Below are 14,783 nucleotides of genomic sequence, written 5' to 3' on the forward strand. Positions count from 1 at the left end.
GAATTATTGACATGCATGTTGCTTACAAGTTCAATGATGATTGTGAATGGCTAGCGGATGAAGGCATCAAAGGCAAAATTGTGAATACCTTGCGAATGCTTAGCTTGGATAGTCGGTTAGAAAACCAGACGGTTTTCATTCCTGATGGTTGTGAAGAAATGGGGTTTTTAGAAGGGAGTTATGATATCGCGTCAATGTTGCACTTTATTGCGGATATGATGGAATGATTTTTTATCAATCAGAACTACAAGATTTCACGCTGCTGCAAGGTGATTGCTTACACATTTTGCCGACAATCGATGATAAATCTATCAATATGATTTTTGCCGATCCGCCTTATTTTTTATCCAATGACGGATTAACGGTAAAAAATGGCATGGTGCAATCTGTTAATAAGGGCGAATGGGATAAATTTAGTGATGATAATGAAGTCTATATTTTTACTTATGATTGGCTAAGCCAAGCAAAGCGAATGTTGGCAGATAATGGCACGATTTGGATGAGTGGAACCCACCACAATATTTTTACGCTAGGGCGAGTATTATCACAACTCAATTTTAAAATCTTAAACATGATAACTTGGGAAAAACCCAATCCACCGCCAAATTTTTCTTGTCGCTATTTCACCTATTCAACTGAATGGATAATCTGGGCAAGAAAAAACCCAAAAATTCCGCATTACTTTGATTATGAATTAATGAAGTCGCTCAATGGTGACAAACAAATGAAAGATGTTTGGCGTCTGCCTGCGGTATCAAGCTGGGAAAAGCAATTTGGCAAACATCCTACGCAAAAACCGTTAGGATTGTTGTCAAGGATTGTTTTGGCGTCTACCAAAGCCAATGATCTCGTGCTTGACCCATTTACAGGCTCATCGACAACAGGTATTGCTGCCAATTTATTTGGTAGAAAATTTATCGGAGTTGACCAAGATAGTAATTTTTTAACCTTAAGCAAAAATCGCTATCTTGGGTTGGATGAAAAATCACGCCAATATTTTAAAGAGAGAGTAAAGCAACAGATTAGCTTGTAGCTTTCATTATTTTCGGCTCTTGAATCGGCAGATTGAGCACAGCAGCTAAGGCAGCCAGTGCCATATCGGCATACCACATATACTGATAATTACCAAATTTATCGACCACAATTCCCCCCAAGTAGGCGCCCAAAAACCCACCAACTTGGTGACTAAATAACACCAATCCAAACAAGGTCGCCAAATATTTGACCCCATACAACTTGCCGACGGTTGCCGCAGTCGGGGGTACGGTGGCAAGCCAAGTTAGACCCAAGCTAACCGCAAATATAAAAAAAGTCGTTGCGGTTTTGGGTGCCATCAAGAAAATCGCAATCAAGATAGTACGGCTCAAATACATCCAAAACAAAATATATTTACTGCGAAAATGACCCACACACCAACCGACAAACAAACTGCCGACCACATTTGATAAGCCAATCAACGCGAGCGACCAAGAGGCAACATTGCTACCGAGACCCGCCAACGTTACTTCCATCGGCAAATGAGTGACCAAAAACGCAATATGAAAACCACAGGTAAAAAAGCCGATATGCAGCAGCCAATAGTTACGATCGCTAAGCGCGCGTCGGATGGCTTGTGATAGCGTTTCGTGGACTTGGTCATGAGCAACCGCCGACGAAGCGGCAGGCGCATGTTTACCAACATTGTTACCGTGCGTGAGATAATAGGCCAACGGCAAACACAGCAAACTTGTCCCTGCCATAAAATACATTGCCCCTGTCCAACCTATCAATGGCAGAGCAATTAACCCTTGTAAAATCGGCGCAAATAAAAATTGTCCAAACGAGCTACCTGCATTAATAATACCCGATGCAGTGCCGCGCATATGGGGTGGGGTTTGATTCGCCACTTGTCCCATCAGCACTGAAAAACTACCCGCCCCTGTCCCAAATGCGACCAAAATCCCAAGCGTGACCACCAAACCAGCGGCACTGACAAAATAGGGCACACTAAAACAGCCAATCGCCAGTAGCAAGGTACCGAACAATAGTACCTGCCATGCGCCAAACTTATCCGCCAGTGCCCCTGTCACAGGCTGTGACACGCCCCACATCAGCTGTGTCACCGCTAAGGCAAAACTGATTTGCACAATGCCGATATGCGCGCTAGCATCAATCGGTTTGATAAATAACCCAAGCGATAGGCGAATCCCAGACGTTATCAATAAAATAGCCGCAGCGGCGGCAACTAACAGCCAAAGCTGATTTTTTGACGGTAGGGCAGGGCTTGACATAGGGCATATCCAAAAAAAGGTAGCAAAAACTGGGGTGGCAACTACTTGGCTAACGCGCTAGTATCTGACGCATAAAACTGTTCAAAAAAATCCATGAATGCGCGATTTCATACAATCAATGTGCGCCGAGCAATCTTGATTAATTTAACCCATAAAAACAAAAAACCCTAGTAAATACTAGGGTCTCAGGGATTTTAATGGTTAGGTTAACACTTAACCAAACATTCGTTGTATTAAATTTACTTGCTTTGGAACCAAGAATCCGCACGGCTACGTGCAGTGGCAATATCTTGTGATGACAAGTTTAATGCCAATTGACCGATTTTGCTTTGCGCGCGGGTGCGTACTTGGTCTGATAGCATGCCGTCACGAGCCGCTAGGTCATACCATTTGTAGGCATCGACCAATTTCTTTTCTTTTTCATCTAGCATGGCTAGGGTATAGCTGGCACGGTTATCACCCAGTTTTGCCGCTTTTTCTAACCAATAACGCGCTTGCCCAGCATTAGGCTGCACGCCTTCGCCACGAATATACATCATGGCAAGATTTAATTGTGCAGGTGCAATGTCTTGTTTGGCGGCGGTGGTGTACCACTGGATGGCTTGTTGGAAGTTTTGCTGAATGCCGAGACCTTTTTGGTAGCGTTTGGCTAGGAAGAATTGGGCTTGTTGATTGCCAGTTTTAGCTTGGCTTAGTAATGCCATCGGTTCCATGCTGTCATAGCGTGAGCCATTGAGTGGAATATTGGCAACCAGTTCAGCGCTTGCAACGCCTGATAAGCTTAAAAATGCAGTTAATACGGTGACTTTTAATAATTTCATAACCAACTCCGAGTATCAAGCTGCAGCCATCGCAAGCTTGCCTAGGTTTAGATAAAATAAACTTAATAAATAGGTAAACGAATTAACAGAAAATCTTAAATTTTACAATGATTTAGCCATTCGTTATGTTTTAATAGGATAACGCAATCTTTTGATTGTTTTAGGTTAACACTGTTTGCTTTGCGTTTCAAATATTTAAGTGAAAATGTAAACAGTTGTTACAATATTTCACAGGGGAAACAAGGCTTGCGATACTTGGTGTCGTGTAGGGCTTTACTTTTGTGACATATTGTTAGATTAGACGATAATTTATCGGCTCACCAAATCTTCATAGGCATAGAATCAGCGATAAAATAGCTTAGTTTTTGGTAACCCGATAGATTGCCACATCGGCAAGTAAGTTGGGGTTTTTGCGGATAATTTGTGCAAGTGCCCAAGGATAGGGCTTTTCACTTTCTTGTACCGCAAAACGATTGATGATACGGATGTCATTGTCATCACACAGCTTTTCAAAGTCTTTAAAGGTACACAAGTGAATATTGGGCGTGTTGTACCAAGCAAACGGCAGGGCTTCAGACATTGGCATCATGCCTTTGATACCCAAGTGAATACGGTTTTGCCAATGCGCAAAATTAGGGAAAGTGACAATCACTTCTTTGCCAACACGTACCATATCGAGAAGTAGTTGGTCGGGCTCTTTGACCGCTTGTAGGGCGCGCGCCATCACCACCGTGTCAAAGCTTGCGTCGGCAAACCGCGCCAATCCATCATTTAAGTCTTGCTCAATGACGTTAACGCCTTTGGTAACACAGTCATTGATTTTAGTTTGGTCGATTTCGATACCATAGCCAAACACGCCCAATTTGTTTTGTAAATGCGCGAGTAAATCACCGTTACCACAGCCTAAATCCAAGACTTTGGCATTGGGTTTGATCCAGCGTTCGGCAAGTTGATGGTCAATTTTCATTCAATTCTCGTTAAATCCAAAGTTAAATACAAGGTTAAATACAAGTTAGGCGGTTAAAAAATTAAATACCGATTGACGATAGGTCGGGATATCAAACAAAAACGAATCATGTCCATAGGCGGCATCAATATTGATATAGCTTACGGGTTTACCATTGGCAATTAGCGCATCCACAATTTCTTGCGAGCGCTCCGGGCTAAATCGCCAATCGGTGGTAAAGGATATAATTAAAAACTTACACTGGGTATTTGCCAATGCCAACCGTAGCGCATCGGTATCACTCAAACTATCATTGATAATGTCATCCTCAATCGCGCCACGCGCTGGGTCAAAATAATCCAGTGCTTTGGTCATCAGCAAATAGGTATTGGCATCAAAACGTTCACTAAACTGCTCACCTTGATAGCGTAAATAACTTTCCACTTGAAACTCTACATCGTAATTGAACATCAGCTTGCCGGCTTTCAAATCGCGTCCAAATTTCATCCGCATCGCTTCATCGGTGAGATAAGTGATATGACCGACCATACGCGCCAAAATCAAGCCGCGTTTGGGGATTTTGCCTTGCTCGATATAGCGTCCTTCACAAAAATCAGGATCGGATAAAATCGATTGGCGTGCCACCTCGTTAAAGGCAATATTTTGCGCAGATAGCTTGGGCGTACTGGCAATGACCACACATTTTTTTAGCCGGCTCGGATAGTCAATTGACCACTGCATGGCTTGCATACCACCCATTGAGCCACCAACAATGGCATGCCAGATATCAATGCCGAGATAGTCAGAGAGCATGACTTGGGTTTTTACCCAGTCTTTGATGGTGACTAAGGGAAAATCAGGACCATAGGGCTTGCCGGTTTCTGGGTTGGTACTGGTTGGACCCGTCGAGCCGTAGCAGCTACCAATGTTGTTAAGACACACCACAAAAAAACGCGTGGTATCAATCGCTTTGCCAGGACCGATAAATGTATCCCACCAGCCTGCTTTTTTATCATCGCTGCTATGATAGCCAGCCGCATGATGACTGCCCGATAGCGCATGACAAATCAATATCGCATTGGATTTATCGGCGTTGAGCTCGCCATAAGTTTCCACCATTAAATCAAAAAACGGCAGCGTGCGATTGCATTCTAGCGTCAAGGGAGTATCAAAATGAATTTTTTGCGGTGTGACGATACCCACAGATTTGCCACCAGATTTGGCAAAACTAATAGGATGATCGTCGTCAAAATTTTTAGGGACAGTCAATTCAGCTTCAGGTAAAATCTTGGTATGTGGTTTGTGTTGCTGTGTACTCACCCGCTTTCTCACTAATTTTTGATTGATAACGCATTAAAAGTATAGCTATTGTAAGGGTTTATATGGGTTATCACAACTTGGAATTCAAATGCCAAATTTAGCATCATCACCCCAACATATACTCCTATCGCTCACAGGATTGGCGCTCACGGGGTTTTTGGCATTGACGTATTTGGCGTTTCATCAGCCGATGTTTTATCAGGCAACAGCGGTTTTGGCTGCCAATGCTAGTAAAGTCACAAGCGACACAACGATTATCCATCATCAAAGCCATCATCCCCTCAGCCATCCAAACAGCCACCAAAACCACTATCAAAACCAACAGCACCAACAGGCCAAGCAGCATAACCACCAAGCAGACGGTGATTCGGCTAGCAGCCCCTCACAAAACGCAATCTTTAAAAGTAAAAGTCCTGTATCATCTGAGCAAAATTCCCGCCTAGTGGATGCGCTACTGGTCATGGGTGGGATAGGTTGTCATTGATTCGAATATAGCTTAAAAAATGCAACAATTAAACAATTTCAGGTGATTATCCAGTACGCGCGCCCTAGTAAATATGCTAATCTTAACCCCACTTTTTTTGTGATTTTTTTGGATTAAAGACAAATTATGAAACCAAGCAATCCGCCTGAAATTGCCGTTGTCCTTGTGAATTTGGGAACACCCGATGCACCAACTGAAGCAGCGGTGCGCCGCTATCTCAAACAATTTTTGTCCGATCCGCGCGTGATTGAAATTCCGCAGTTTATTTGGCAAATCATCTTAAACTTGTTTGTGCTACGCAGTCGCCCCAAACGGGTTGCCCACGCCTATGCTAGCGTGTGGGACGGTGATTCCCCACTGCGTAAAATCACGCTTGCCCAAGTGGACTTGTTGCAGCAGCGTTTTGACCAACATCAACTGCCTTGCAAAGTAAGCGTCCATGCTGCCATGACCTATGGCAAACCTGCGTTAACAGATGTGCTATCGGCATTAACTGCCAAAAAAGTAGAGCAAATCGTAATGTTGCCAGCTTATCCGCAGTTTTCCGGTTCCACCACTGGCGCGGTGTTTGATGTCGTCGCCAAATGGGGGCTTAAGCAGCGTAATTTACCCAGCATCAGCTTTGTCAAAGATTATTTTGCCCATCCGCAATACATCCAAGCCTTGGCTGAGAGCGTCAAACGCTTCCAAGATGAACATGGCAAACCTGAAAAACTGCTATTGAGTTTTCACGGGATTCCAGAGCCATATGAGCAAAAAGGCGATCCGTATGCCAGACGCTGTCGCTGTACGGCAGCGCATTTGGCGCAAGTGTTGGGGCTTGAGCGTCATGAGTGGGAATGTAGTTTTCAATCACGCTTTGGTAAGCAAGAATGGGTCAAACCCTATACGGATGTCACCTTAACCGAGTGGGGCAAGCAAGGGATCAAGTCAGTGCAGGTGCTAAGTCCGGCATTTTCGGCAGATTGCTTAGAGACGTTAGAAGAGTTGGCAGTCGAAAATCGAGAGACATTCCAGTCCAATGGCGGTGGGGATTATCATTATATCCCTGCACTTAATGTAGATGCTGCGCATATTGACTTGTTTGAATCATTGGCATTGCCACACGTGCAAGCGTGGCAACAAAATCTGCAAGGATGGTATTAAGACTTATTGTTAAAGCTTGAGATTAAAGCGGATTATTAAGCGCATTAATAGCAAGTCTTATTAACAGCAAGCTAATAAAAAAGGTTGGTAGCTTACCAACCTTTTTGGTGTTTCTTTTTGACCTTTAAATACAAAAAATTTCAGTACAGGAAATCAGTCTTTATAACTTTCATCTGCGGCATCAGGGTCAGCGATATCACCAATAGTCGGATAGTGCTCTTCGCTAAAGCTATCCTCAACCAGTAATTCATCAATCCGCTGCTCATCAATATTTTGGCGATGAATCGGGGTCAAACCACTTTCACCCGCTTCAATATGGCTTGATGACAAAGATTCATCATCCAATTGCACAGTAAAACTATCCGAATCAATATCGGTCAAATTGCTAGATGTTGGTTTGGCTTTCATTTTTGTTCCTTAATTTTCATTTATTGTTTATTATCAGTGTTATGTCGCTATCATAGCCAGTAATCAGCATGACATCTATGTTGCCAATGTGATATTTGTGTTATGTTATCGAAAACAGTTTTTCGCACAGACAGCGTTTTTAACAATTTTTATGGATAAAACAGGAAGTGGCTATGTTTAAAAATCTTGCCTCAGATGCATTGGGTTTGAGTGACATCGGTAAAATCATCCCACCGAGCCAGTTTAACCAAACCGATATTGATGACTATATTTTTCACGAAGATAACGAGCGCATTTATTTTGTGATTAAGTCAAAAATGGACGAATATTGCTTTACCAATGTCGCCTTTATCCACCTTGATGGGCAGTCGGCGACCAGTAAAAAACGCCTGCTAAAACGCTATCCGTACCGCAATTTTCAGCCCGCCAATATCATGATTGAGACGGCAGGCACGATGGATATGGACGCTGAGCTAAAATTTAGCTTGGGCGGTATGGCATTTTCGATTGATATCGACAAAAATCAAATCGAGCAAATCCGTGACATCTATAAGGTGCTGACTGCGATTAGCGAGCAGTGCAAACGCATTGCCCATGAAGAAACGGTGCTAGAAAAATCCTTTAATACCGTCACCAATATGTTTAGCTTACGCGAACTGTCAGAAAACGTGGTGCTTAATTTGCCTGATGTCATCAACCAAACTGTGGCACAAGTAGAAAATGCCTATGGCGAGCGTTTAAAGACCATTCGTAATTATGACTTTGGGGCGATTTTTGAGCATTATTTGCGTCAATAATTGCTAAAATTTATGCAAACTGTACTCACCGCCTACGCTGAGCAAGGTATCAAACTTGCGATTGAAAGCAAACGGGTCAAACATATCAACTTTCGTATCAAATCGATTGATGAAGCACCGTTTACCAGCTTGCTCAGCGTGTCTTATCCCATGCGTATGCCACAACACCTGCTGATGCAATCGCTTGAACATCGCCTTGCATGGGCAATCGACTGTCAGCAAAAACAACGAAAACTCAAAGAACTTAAAGCCAAAAAACCTGCCTATATCAATGATGTCAAAGATTTGGCAAATTTGACCCTTGAAAGCAACATTTATTTTGAAGGGCAAAAAATGACAGTGCAAGCCTTATTTGAACGCCACTTTGAAAACTCGGATTTTTCAAAAACGGATATTCCACGCACCTTAACGAGTCTTTATAAAGCTTGGCTTGGTCAATTTATCCAAAACCGCCAAGCGTTTTGGCAAGACAAAGTGGGTAAATCCGCCAGCAGAATCACGCCCTACACCATGAAAACGCGCTGGGGCAGTTGTAGCACCCAAGCCAAAACCATTCGCTTGTCCGTTTGGCTGGCGCAATTCCCGCCAGACTGCGCGGATTATGTGTTGGTGCATGAGCTTTGTCATCTGATTGAGCCCAATCATTCGGCACGGTTTTGGGCGCAAGTGGCACGAGTCATGCCAGATTATCAACTGTGGCATCAGCAATTAAAATTTGGCGAGCTGTAATTATTCAAGCGGTCACGATTCAAGCTTTAATTATTAAAGCCAAAAAAAAGCCATCTCGCTATGAGATAGCTTTTTGGTAGCCGTAAAAGTTGCAAATTCTTAAAATCTATCTGCTAAAATATAACCCTATTTCAATATTTAAATATAATCACTAAAAAAGCAGCTAAAAAATGTCCCAAATTCATTACCAATTCGATTTTAAAAAATTTCGTGAACATCTTGTCGATGTCACATTGACCTTTACCGCAGACCACGACAACCCCGTTATTTGGCTACCTGCTTGGATTGCGGGTAGTTATATGATTCGAGAATTTAGCAAACACATTACGGCAGTCACTGCCACCATTCATGACCCCAACGCCAAGAACAATCAACGGCTTAAAAAACTGGATAAAAACCACTGGCAAATCCACGCCAAACAAGGCGACCGCATTAGTGTCACTTATGAAGTCTATGCGTATGACTTATCGGTGCGTGGGGCGTATGTCGATGAAACTCGCCTGTACGGCAACTTCACCTCCCTAGCATTAGCGGTACAAGGGCAAGAAAACCAAGCGATTAAAGCCGAACTCATTTGCCCGCAAGACTTTTATGAGGTAAACGGCGTGGAAGTCAGCCTAGCCACCGCTTTACCCGAAAAAATGCACCAACAAGCCAAACAAACCATCTATCAGCTAACTGCCGACAATTATGAGCAACTCACCGACAGCCCGTTTGAAATCGCTGAGCAAGATGAATTTTGGTTCGATGTAGAAAGTGGTGAAAACACCATTGCACACCGATTTGTGATTTCTGGCGTACACCACAGCGACCTTGAACGGCTAGAAACTGACCTTAGCAAAATTTGTCAAAGCTATGTCGATTGGCTGGGTGATACGCCGTTTGATGATTATCTGTTTATGACCATGGCAACTTCAAGCGACTATGGCGGACTTGAGCACCTTGCCAGTACCAGCTTGATTACCCCACGAGATGACCTACCCACATTTTTTGAACAAGCTGAGCCAAGCGAGAGTTATCAACGCTTTTTGGGCTTGTGTAGCCATGAATATTTTCATGCGTGGTGGGTTAAAACCGTGCGTCCCGAAGTTTTTTTAACCGCCAACTTTAACCAAGAGACGTACACCACCTTGCTATGGGTGTTTGAAGGCTTTACCAGTTATGTGGATGATTTTATGCTACAAAAAAGCGGGGTTATTTCGCAACATAGCTATCTAAAGCTACTTGCCGAACAAATCAATCGCTACTATCAAACCCACGGACGCGCCTTGCAAAGCGTGGCAGAGTCAAGCTTTGATGCGTGGATAAAACTATATCGTAGCGATGAGAACACCGCCAACGCCGGGATTAGCTACTACAACAAAGGCGCGCTGGTGGCGTTATGTTTAGACTTGACTTTGATAAACCATGGCAAACGTATTTTTGATGTGATAAAAGTTTTTTATGACAAAGCCAAAGCCCAAGATAATCGCCGTTTTGGTATGACGGACGCCAATCTAGATGACGTCATGAATGAATGTTTACCCAAAGACGTTTGGCAAGATTTTAGAGCCAATTATATCGACGGCACGACAGAATTACCGCTATTTGAACTGTTGTCAGAGCAGGATGTGAGTATTGAACAAAAAGACGATGATATTACTTGGGGCATGAAATATATGAGCGAGGCTACTGGGTTAAAAGTGCAACGTGTTGTGCGAAATAGCCAAGCCGCCGCTGCAGGGATTTCTGCTAATGATGTCATCGTGGCAATTGATGGGTTAAAGGCGAGCGAAAAATGGCTAAAATCTACGGCTAAAACCCAAACAATTAGTGAAGACCCTGCCGTGTGTCATGTCTTTCGCCGTGATGAGCTGCTGGTGCTTGAAGTGCCACCTGTGAGTGACGCGCATGTTAAACAACCGCAAACATGGACGCTGATAGCAGGCGATACGATAAAATTAGACCATTGGCTTGAATGGAAATAACTTGCAAAAACAATAGAAAACCTTTAAAATTCGGCTTCCAATTTTATCAATCCATCCTGTGTTGGCTTTAATCGGTTGGGTGTTTGGGTGAATTTTTAACAAAATAAACATTCACGCCAAGCATACTAACTGCAGACCAAAGGGCAGGATAATGACTAGAGACCTAACCATGCGCGCAGATATCCATCCAGCTTATCAAGAAGTTCTATTCCACGACACCAACGCTGACGTTTACTTTTTAACTCGCTCTACTATCAAATCAAAAGTAACTCGCGAATACGAAGGTAAAGAATACCCATACGTCGCACTCGATATTTCAAGTGCCTCACACCCATTCTATACCGGCGAACAACGTAAAACCCAAAACGAAGGTCGTGTGGCAAGCTTCAACAAACGTTTCGGCGCATTTGCAGGTCGTAACAAAAAATAAGTTTAATCGCTTATTGTCAAAAACCCTTTGCGATTGCGAAGGGTTTTTTATTGGCTGGAATGGGGCAATACTGGCTAATCCCTAACAATACGCCGTAAAAAAGCTCACCGAAGTGAGCTTTTTTTGGATTTATTTGTTTAGGTTTAATAGGAATGAATTTTTACGTTTTTGGGTAGTAACAATTCTTTTTTGAGTGGCAACTGCGGTGATAACTCAAACAAGGCGCGGCGATATACATTACGTTTAAATGCCACCACTTGGTTAAGTGGATACCAGTAACTGACCCATTCCCATCGGTCAAATTCAGGTTTTGCCGTATCAAAACGGATATGTTCTACATTGTTCTCATCTAGCTGGAGCAAAAACCATTTTTGTTTTTGTCCAATACACAAAGGATATTGTCCTTGTCGTACAAAACGTTTTGGCAACCGATAACGAAGCCAATTTTGGGTTTGTGACAACACTTTGACATGCTGAGGATACAGTCCGACTTCTTCCCACAATTCTCGATACATTGCATCAAGCGGCGTTTCACCAAAATCAATGCCGCCTTGTGGAAACTGCCAAGCATCGTGACCCACGCGTTTTGCCCACAGTACTTGTCCGTGTGTATTTGCCAAGATGATACCTACGTTGGCTCGAAAGCCGTCTGCATCAATCATGACGATTACCTTCAATTTAATGGTTAAAATTGGCAGGCAATCACATTATCAAGTTTTTTGGGTCACAAGGTTTACACACATCCTTGCAGACCATTATTAAAGTTTTGGTCAATCAAATCATCGGGAATAAACCCATCTCTACCAACAGACGCTTATTTTATTATTTTTGCTAAAAAACATGGACAATGTAATCACTGCCTTTATTACCCACTATTAAACCAGTTTTTATGTCAAAAGTGTAATGTTTATTTGCTATAAATTGTTTCACGGACATAAAAAGCGCATAATATCGCTTGATTTTATACAAAATATTTTTTTAAAAATTATAAGCATGTGGGGATAGTATGAAAGCAACGGTAAATTGGTTAAAAAACGAAGACATTAATTTTGCAGCCGTGACTGAAAATGGCAATAAAATTATCATGGATTCAACGGAAAAATTGGGTGCCAAACCCATGGAAATGGTTTTGATGGGGCTTGGTGGCTGTGCCAGTTATGATGTGGTCAGTATCCTGCAAAAAGCCCGTCAGGCGGTGAGCGATGTTGAGTGTCAGCTATCGGCTAAGCGTGCCGACGCGATTCCTGCAGTATTTACTGATATTCATCTGCATTTTATAGTCAAAGGCAATGCTATCAAAGAAGCGCAGGTTAAAAAAGCCATCGAATTATCGGCAGAAAAATACTGCTCAGCCAGTCGTATGCTAGAAAATGGCGGTGTCAAAATCACCCATGACTATGAAATCATTGATGAAACCCCTAGTGAAATGACTGATAAAACGGTCAAAGGGTAGGGAATAACGGCATGTTTCCCTATCTAAGTGCTGTTCCTGCCACCAATAGCAGCGTGGTGCTGGCAATGATGGTTGCCAGTTTATTGCCCTTGGTGTTTGCGATATTAGCAAAGGTCTTTGGCGGATTTAAAAGCAAAGACAATGCCAATCCGCGCGAGTTTTTGGGTAAACAAACGGGCGCGGCAGCGCGTGCCAATGCCGCCCAGCAAAATAGTTATGAAACCTTGCCGGTATTTTTGGCAGCGGTGATTGTGGCGTTGCTATTTTTTGTACCGCTGTCAGTGGTGACGCAGTTGGCGTGGTTGTATGTCATATTGCGGATTATTTATGGGTTGGCATATATTGCCAATTGGGCAACTTTTCGCTCAATTATTTGGTCGCTTAGCCTCGCCTGTCCGCTGATGTTGTTTTATTTAGCGATACGGTTGAGCTAATTTGCTATGAGCAATCGCCAGCTTGGGATTGTGCTTGCAACATCGCAACAATGGTCTCAAGCTGTTTTTGTCTCTTTACGTTTTGCCAAAGCTCGCTGGCTTCTTCATAGCCTTGGGTCAACATGCCAAGCCACTGTTTGTAACGTCCCACCAGCATATTATCGCTACGGGCATGTCCTTGCAAAAACGCAATTTGTAGCTTGAGTAGCGCGTGCCAAGCCATATTTTCTGCCCTGTCACCTTTATCCATCGCTTTGATTTGATTGACTAAGTCAGGACGAGTAACTGCACCACGTCCGAGCATGATATGTGGGGTGTTGGCTTGTTTGCGGCAACGCATGGCTTGTTCAGTCTGCCAAATTTCGCCATTGGCAATAATCGGTAAGCTTAACCGCTGCGTCAGGGGCGCGATTAACTCCCAATAGGCTGGGGGTTTATAGCCTTGGGTTTTGGTACGGGCATGGATGGTCAGCCAACTGGCATTGGCTGATTGCACCGCATCGCCGATTTCTTGGGTTAGAGAGGTATCTTCATAGCCGAGTCGGATTTTTGCTGATACAGGCGTATCTGATGGCACGGCTTGGCGTACTGCATGAATGATTTGATACAAGGTTTCAGGTTCGGTGAGCAACACCGAGCCACCGCGGTGACTATTGACAGTTTTAGCAGGGCAACCAAAGTTAATATCAATGGCTAACGCACCAAGCTCGACCGCTCTGATGGCATTACCCGCCATCAAGTCAGGTTCACTGCCCAATAACTGTACATGTACTGGCGTGCCGTGAATAGTTTTGCCTTTTAAACCATCCTCATGCAAAAGTTCGGGTACAAATTTATAAAACACATGCGCGGGTAGGACGTGCTGGGTGACGCGAATAAACTCACTCACCGTCCAGTCGTAATGTCCGATGCTGGTTAAAATATCCCGCATCAATGGGTCGGTCAGTCCTTCCATCGGCGCAAGGACAATTTGCGGCTTATCAAAATTTGGGTAATATAACATATAATATTTCAATTAAATAAATCAGGTATTATAAAGCATTAATAAATAAAATAATGGTAGTTATTTTGGGCGAGGTTTAAGTGAATTTTGGATTTCTTATAGATAAGTCAGAAGTGAAATGTCAAAGTTTTAGTATTATACCTAATGAAAATTTTGACGAATATATTTCATGGTTCTACTATAATATGGAAGTTAGTAATGGCTGGATTTATCCACCGTTTAAAGCTTTAAAGCACAATGATGAAGAATTAAAAAAATTTAAAAAATCTGCACCCTTAGTAAGAAGTAATTTTTATAGTTTACCTTGCACCCATATTCTACAAACTCAGAACTTTACTGATCAACACGAACGTTTTCTTATTCTCGGATACGGTTTATTGCAAGGACTTTATTTAAACCCACAAAACTATATGTACCTTGGCAAGACTCCCTATACTCCTTCAACTTTAAATGGTCTTGTGTTAGGAAAAAATGATAGAGTAAAAGGCTTGGAAGCTATTAGGTTCTGTTGAACATTCAAAGCTTCAGCCAATGATAAGCAAAGGCTAGAGCGACCAAATTCTCATAATTACGTT

General features: G+C 42.9%; 18 protein-coding genes. 11 read left to right on the plus strand and 7 right to left on the minus strand.

Going from position 1 to position 14,783, the window contains the following annotated elements; all coding sequences use genetic code 11:
- Nucleotides 1-11: 11 nt before the first annotated feature.
- Together ACH0AB_RS08960 and ACH0AB_RS08965 are read left to right on the plus strand one after the other, a co-directional pair.
- Nucleotides 12-227 carry a hypothetical protein gene (locus ACH0AB_RS08960; RefSeq protein ID WP_007117237.1) on the plus strand — a complete coding sequence of 72 codons (216 nt, stop codon included), beginning with the start codon at nt 12-14 and terminating at the stop codon, nt 225-227.
- The gene (locus ACH0AB_RS08965) at nt 224-1,033 is read left to right on the plus strand and encodes a DNA-methyltransferase (RefSeq protein WP_007117236.1); all 810 of its coding nucleotides are present in this window, start codon (nt 224-226) and stop codon (nt 1,031-1,033) included. The genes ACH0AB_RS08960 and ACH0AB_RS08965 overlap by 4 nt, the downstream gene beginning before the upstream one ends.
- Here the strand turns inward: ACH0AB_RS08965 and ACH0AB_RS08970 are convergent.
- The 4 genes from ACH0AB_RS08970 to metX form a co-directional block, all read right to left on the minus strand.
- The gene (locus ACH0AB_RS08970) at nt 1,023-2,270 is read right to left on the minus strand and encodes an MFS transporter (protein WP_406877955.1); all 1,248 of its coding nucleotides are present in this window, start codon (nt 2,268-2,270) and stop codon (nt 1,023-1,025) included. The two genes, ACH0AB_RS08965 and ACH0AB_RS08970, sit on opposite strands and share 11 nt — an antisense overlap.
- 239 nt (nt 2,271-2,509) lie before the next feature.
- On the minus strand, nt 2,510-3,091 hold the full coding sequence (locus ACH0AB_RS08975) for a tetratricopeptide repeat protein (RefSeq protein WP_050324939.1): 582 nt from the start codon (nt 3,089-3,091) through the stop codon (nt 2,510-2,512).
- A 358-nt stretch (nt 3,092-3,449) separates the two neighbouring features.
- Entirely contained in the window at nt 3,450-4,058 is a 609-nt protein-coding gene (gene metW / locus ACH0AB_RS08980; protein ID WP_050324940.1) for a methionine biosynthesis protein MetW, read from the minus strand.
- Nucleotides 4,059-4,103: 45 nt separating this feature from the next.
- Nucleotides 4,104-5,270 carry a homoserine O-succinyltransferase MetX gene (metX, locus tag ACH0AB_RS08985; protein ID WP_040404239.1) on the minus strand — a complete coding sequence of 389 codons (1,167 nt, stop codon included), beginning with the start codon at nt 5,268-5,270 and terminating at the stop codon, nt 4,104-4,106.
- A 175-nt stretch (nt 5,271-5,445) separates the two neighbouring features.
- Here metX and ACH0AB_RS08990 point away from each other — a divergent pair, with 175 nt between their 5' ends.
- Nucleotides 5,446-5,841 carry a hypothetical protein gene (locus ACH0AB_RS08990; protein WP_007117230.1) on the plus strand — a complete coding sequence of 132 codons (396 nt, stop codon included), beginning with the start codon at nt 5,446-5,448 and terminating at the stop codon, nt 5,839-5,841.
- Nucleotides 5,842-5,967: 126 nt separating this feature from the next.
- The gene (hemH, locus tag ACH0AB_RS08995; protein WP_406877956.1) at nt 5,968-6,987 is read left to right on the plus strand and encodes a ferrochelatase; all 1,020 of its coding nucleotides are present in this window, start codon (nt 5,968-5,970) and stop codon (nt 6,985-6,987) included.
- Between the two features lie 153 nt (nt 6,988-7,140).
- Here hemH and ACH0AB_RS09000 read toward each other — a convergent pair whose 3' ends face one another.
- Complete coding sequence (locus tag ACH0AB_RS09000; RefSeq protein ID WP_007117228.1) at nt 7,141-7,395, minus strand: hypothetical protein; 255 nt, start codon at nt 7,393-7,395, stop codon at nt 7,141-7,143.
- Nucleotides 7,396-7,568: 173 nt separating this feature from the next.
- Between ACH0AB_RS09000 and ACH0AB_RS09005 the strand changes: the two genes are divergently transcribed.
- From ACH0AB_RS09005 to ACH0AB_RS09020, 4 genes are all read left to right on the plus strand, one after another.
- On the plus strand, nt 7,569-8,192 hold the full coding sequence (locus ACH0AB_RS09005; RefSeq protein WP_312116584.1) for a PH domain-containing protein: 624 nt from the start codon (nt 7,569-7,571) through the stop codon (nt 8,190-8,192).
- A 12-nt stretch (nt 8,193-8,204) separates the two neighbouring features.
- A complete protein-coding gene (locus ACH0AB_RS09010; protein WP_312536295.1) occupies nt 8,205-8,921 on the plus strand; it encodes a M48 family metallopeptidase in 717 nt (238 codons plus the stop codon).
- A gap of 170 nt (nt 8,922-9,091) precedes the next feature.
- Nucleotides 9,092-10,888, plus strand: a complete 1,797-nt coding sequence (locus tag ACH0AB_RS09015; RefSeq protein WP_406877957.1) for a M61 family metallopeptidase — start codon at nt 9,092-9,094, stop codon at nt 10,886-10,888.
- A 169-nt stretch (nt 10,889-11,057) separates the two neighbouring features.
- Nucleotides 11,058-11,318, plus strand: a complete 261-nt coding sequence (locus ACH0AB_RS09020) for a type B 50S ribosomal protein L31 (protein WP_007117222.1) — start codon at nt 11,058-11,060, stop codon at nt 11,316-11,318.
- Between the two features lie 143 nt (nt 11,319-11,461).
- On the opposite strand, the gene ACH0AB_RS09025 is transcribed toward ACH0AB_RS09020, so the two are convergent.
- Entirely contained in the window at nt 11,462-11,980 is a 519-nt protein-coding gene (locus tag ACH0AB_RS09025; RefSeq protein WP_036596083.1) for an RNA pyrophosphohydrolase, read from the minus strand.
- A gap of 344 nt (nt 11,981-12,324) precedes the next feature.
- On the opposite strand from ACH0AB_RS09025, the gene ACH0AB_RS09030 reads away from it, so the two are divergent.
- Together ACH0AB_RS09030 and ACH0AB_RS09035 are read left to right on the plus strand one after the other, a co-directional pair.
- Nucleotides 12,325-12,771 carry an OsmC family protein gene (locus ACH0AB_RS09030; protein ID WP_406877958.1) on the plus strand — a complete coding sequence of 149 codons (447 nt, stop codon included), beginning with the start codon at nt 12,325-12,327 and terminating at the stop codon, nt 12,769-12,771.
- A gap of 11 nt (nt 12,772-12,782) precedes the next feature.
- Nucleotides 12,783-13,205 carry an MAPEG family protein gene (locus tag ACH0AB_RS09035; RefSeq protein ID WP_007117218.1) on the plus strand — a complete coding sequence of 141 codons (423 nt, stop codon included), beginning with the start codon at nt 12,783-12,785 and terminating at the stop codon, nt 13,203-13,205.
- Between the two features lie 4 nt (nt 13,206-13,209).
- Here the strand turns inward: ACH0AB_RS09035 and ACH0AB_RS09040 are convergent, their stop codons facing one another.
- Entirely contained in the window at nt 13,210-14,208 is a 999-nt protein-coding gene (locus ACH0AB_RS09040) for a tRNA dihydrouridine synthase (protein WP_406877959.1), read from the minus strand.
- Between the two features lie 80 nt (nt 14,209-14,288).
- Here ACH0AB_RS09040 and ACH0AB_RS09045 point away from each other — a divergent pair, with 80 nt between their 5' ends.
- Nucleotides 14,289-14,720: a hypothetical protein gene (locus ACH0AB_RS09045; RefSeq protein WP_406877960.1), complete on the plus strand. Its 432-nt coding sequence runs from the start codon at nt 14,289-14,291 to the stop codon at nt 14,718-14,720.
- The last annotated feature ends 63 nt before the right edge of the window (nt 14,721-14,783 follow it).

It is taken from the genome of Moraxella sp. 179-F 1C4 NHS (assembly GCF_045370505.1).
Classification (GTDB): Bacteria; Pseudomonadota; Gammaproteobacteria; order Pseudomonadales; family Moraxellaceae; genus Faucicola; species Faucicola tetraodonis.

Coding starts and splice junctions, on each gene's coding strand:
- ACH0AB_RS09040 (WP_406877959.1), bottom strand. CDS start 14,208: ATGTTATATTACCCAAATTTTGATAAGCCGCAAATTGTCCTTGCGCCG.
- ACH0AB_RS08965 (WP_007117236.1), top strand. CDS start 224: ATGATTTTTTATCAATCAGAACTACAAGATTTCACGCTGCTGCAAGGT.
- ACH0AB_RS08975 (WP_050324939.1), bottom strand. CDS start 3,091: ATGAAATTATTAAAAGTCACCGTATTAACTGCATTTTTAAGCTTATCA.
- ACH0AB_RS08960 (WP_007117237.1), top strand. CDS start 12: ATGCATGTTGCTTACAAGTTCAATGATGATTGTGAATGGCTAGCGGAT.
- ACH0AB_RS09010 (WP_312536295.1), top strand. CDS start 8,205: ATGCAAACTGTACTCACCGCCTACGCTGAGCAAGGTATCAAACTTGCG.
- ACH0AB_RS08990 (WP_007117230.1), top strand. CDS start 5,446: ATGCCAAATTTAGCATCATCACCCCAACATATACTCCTATCGCTCACA.
- hemH (WP_406877956.1), top strand. CDS start 5,968: ATGAAACCAAGCAATCCGCCTGAAATTGCCGTTGTCCTTGTGAATTTG.
- ACH0AB_RS09015 (WP_406877957.1), top strand. CDS start 9,092: ATGTCCCAAATTCATTACCAATTCGATTTTAAAAAATTTCGTGAACAT.
- metW (WP_050324940.1), bottom strand. CDS start 4,058: ATGAAAATTGACCATCAACTTGCCGAACGCTGGATCAAACCCAATGCC.
- ACH0AB_RS08970 (WP_406877955.1), bottom strand. CDS start 2,270: ATGTCAAGCCCTGCCCTACCGTCAAAAAATCAGCTTTGGCTGTTAGTT.
- ACH0AB_RS09005 (WP_312116584.1), top strand. CDS start 7,569: ATGTTTAAAAATCTTGCCTCAGATGCATTGGGTTTGAGTGACATCGGT.
- ACH0AB_RS09035 (WP_007117218.1), top strand. CDS start 12,783: ATGTTTCCCTATCTAAGTGCTGTTCCTGCCACCAATAGCAGCGTGGTG.
- ACH0AB_RS09020 (WP_007117222.1), top strand. CDS start 11,058: ATGCGCGCAGATATCCATCCAGCTTATCAAGAAGTTCTATTCCACGAC.
- ACH0AB_RS09025 (WP_036596083.1), bottom strand. CDS start 11,980: ATGATTGATGCAGACGGCTTTCGAGCCAACGTAGGTATCATCTTGGCA.
- ACH0AB_RS09000 (WP_007117228.1), bottom strand. CDS start 7,395: ATGAAAGCCAAACCAACATCTAGCAATTTGACCGATATTGATTCGGAT.
- ACH0AB_RS09030 (WP_406877958.1), top strand. CDS start 12,325: ATGAAAGCAACGGTAAATTGGTTAAAAAACGAAGACATTAATTTTGCA.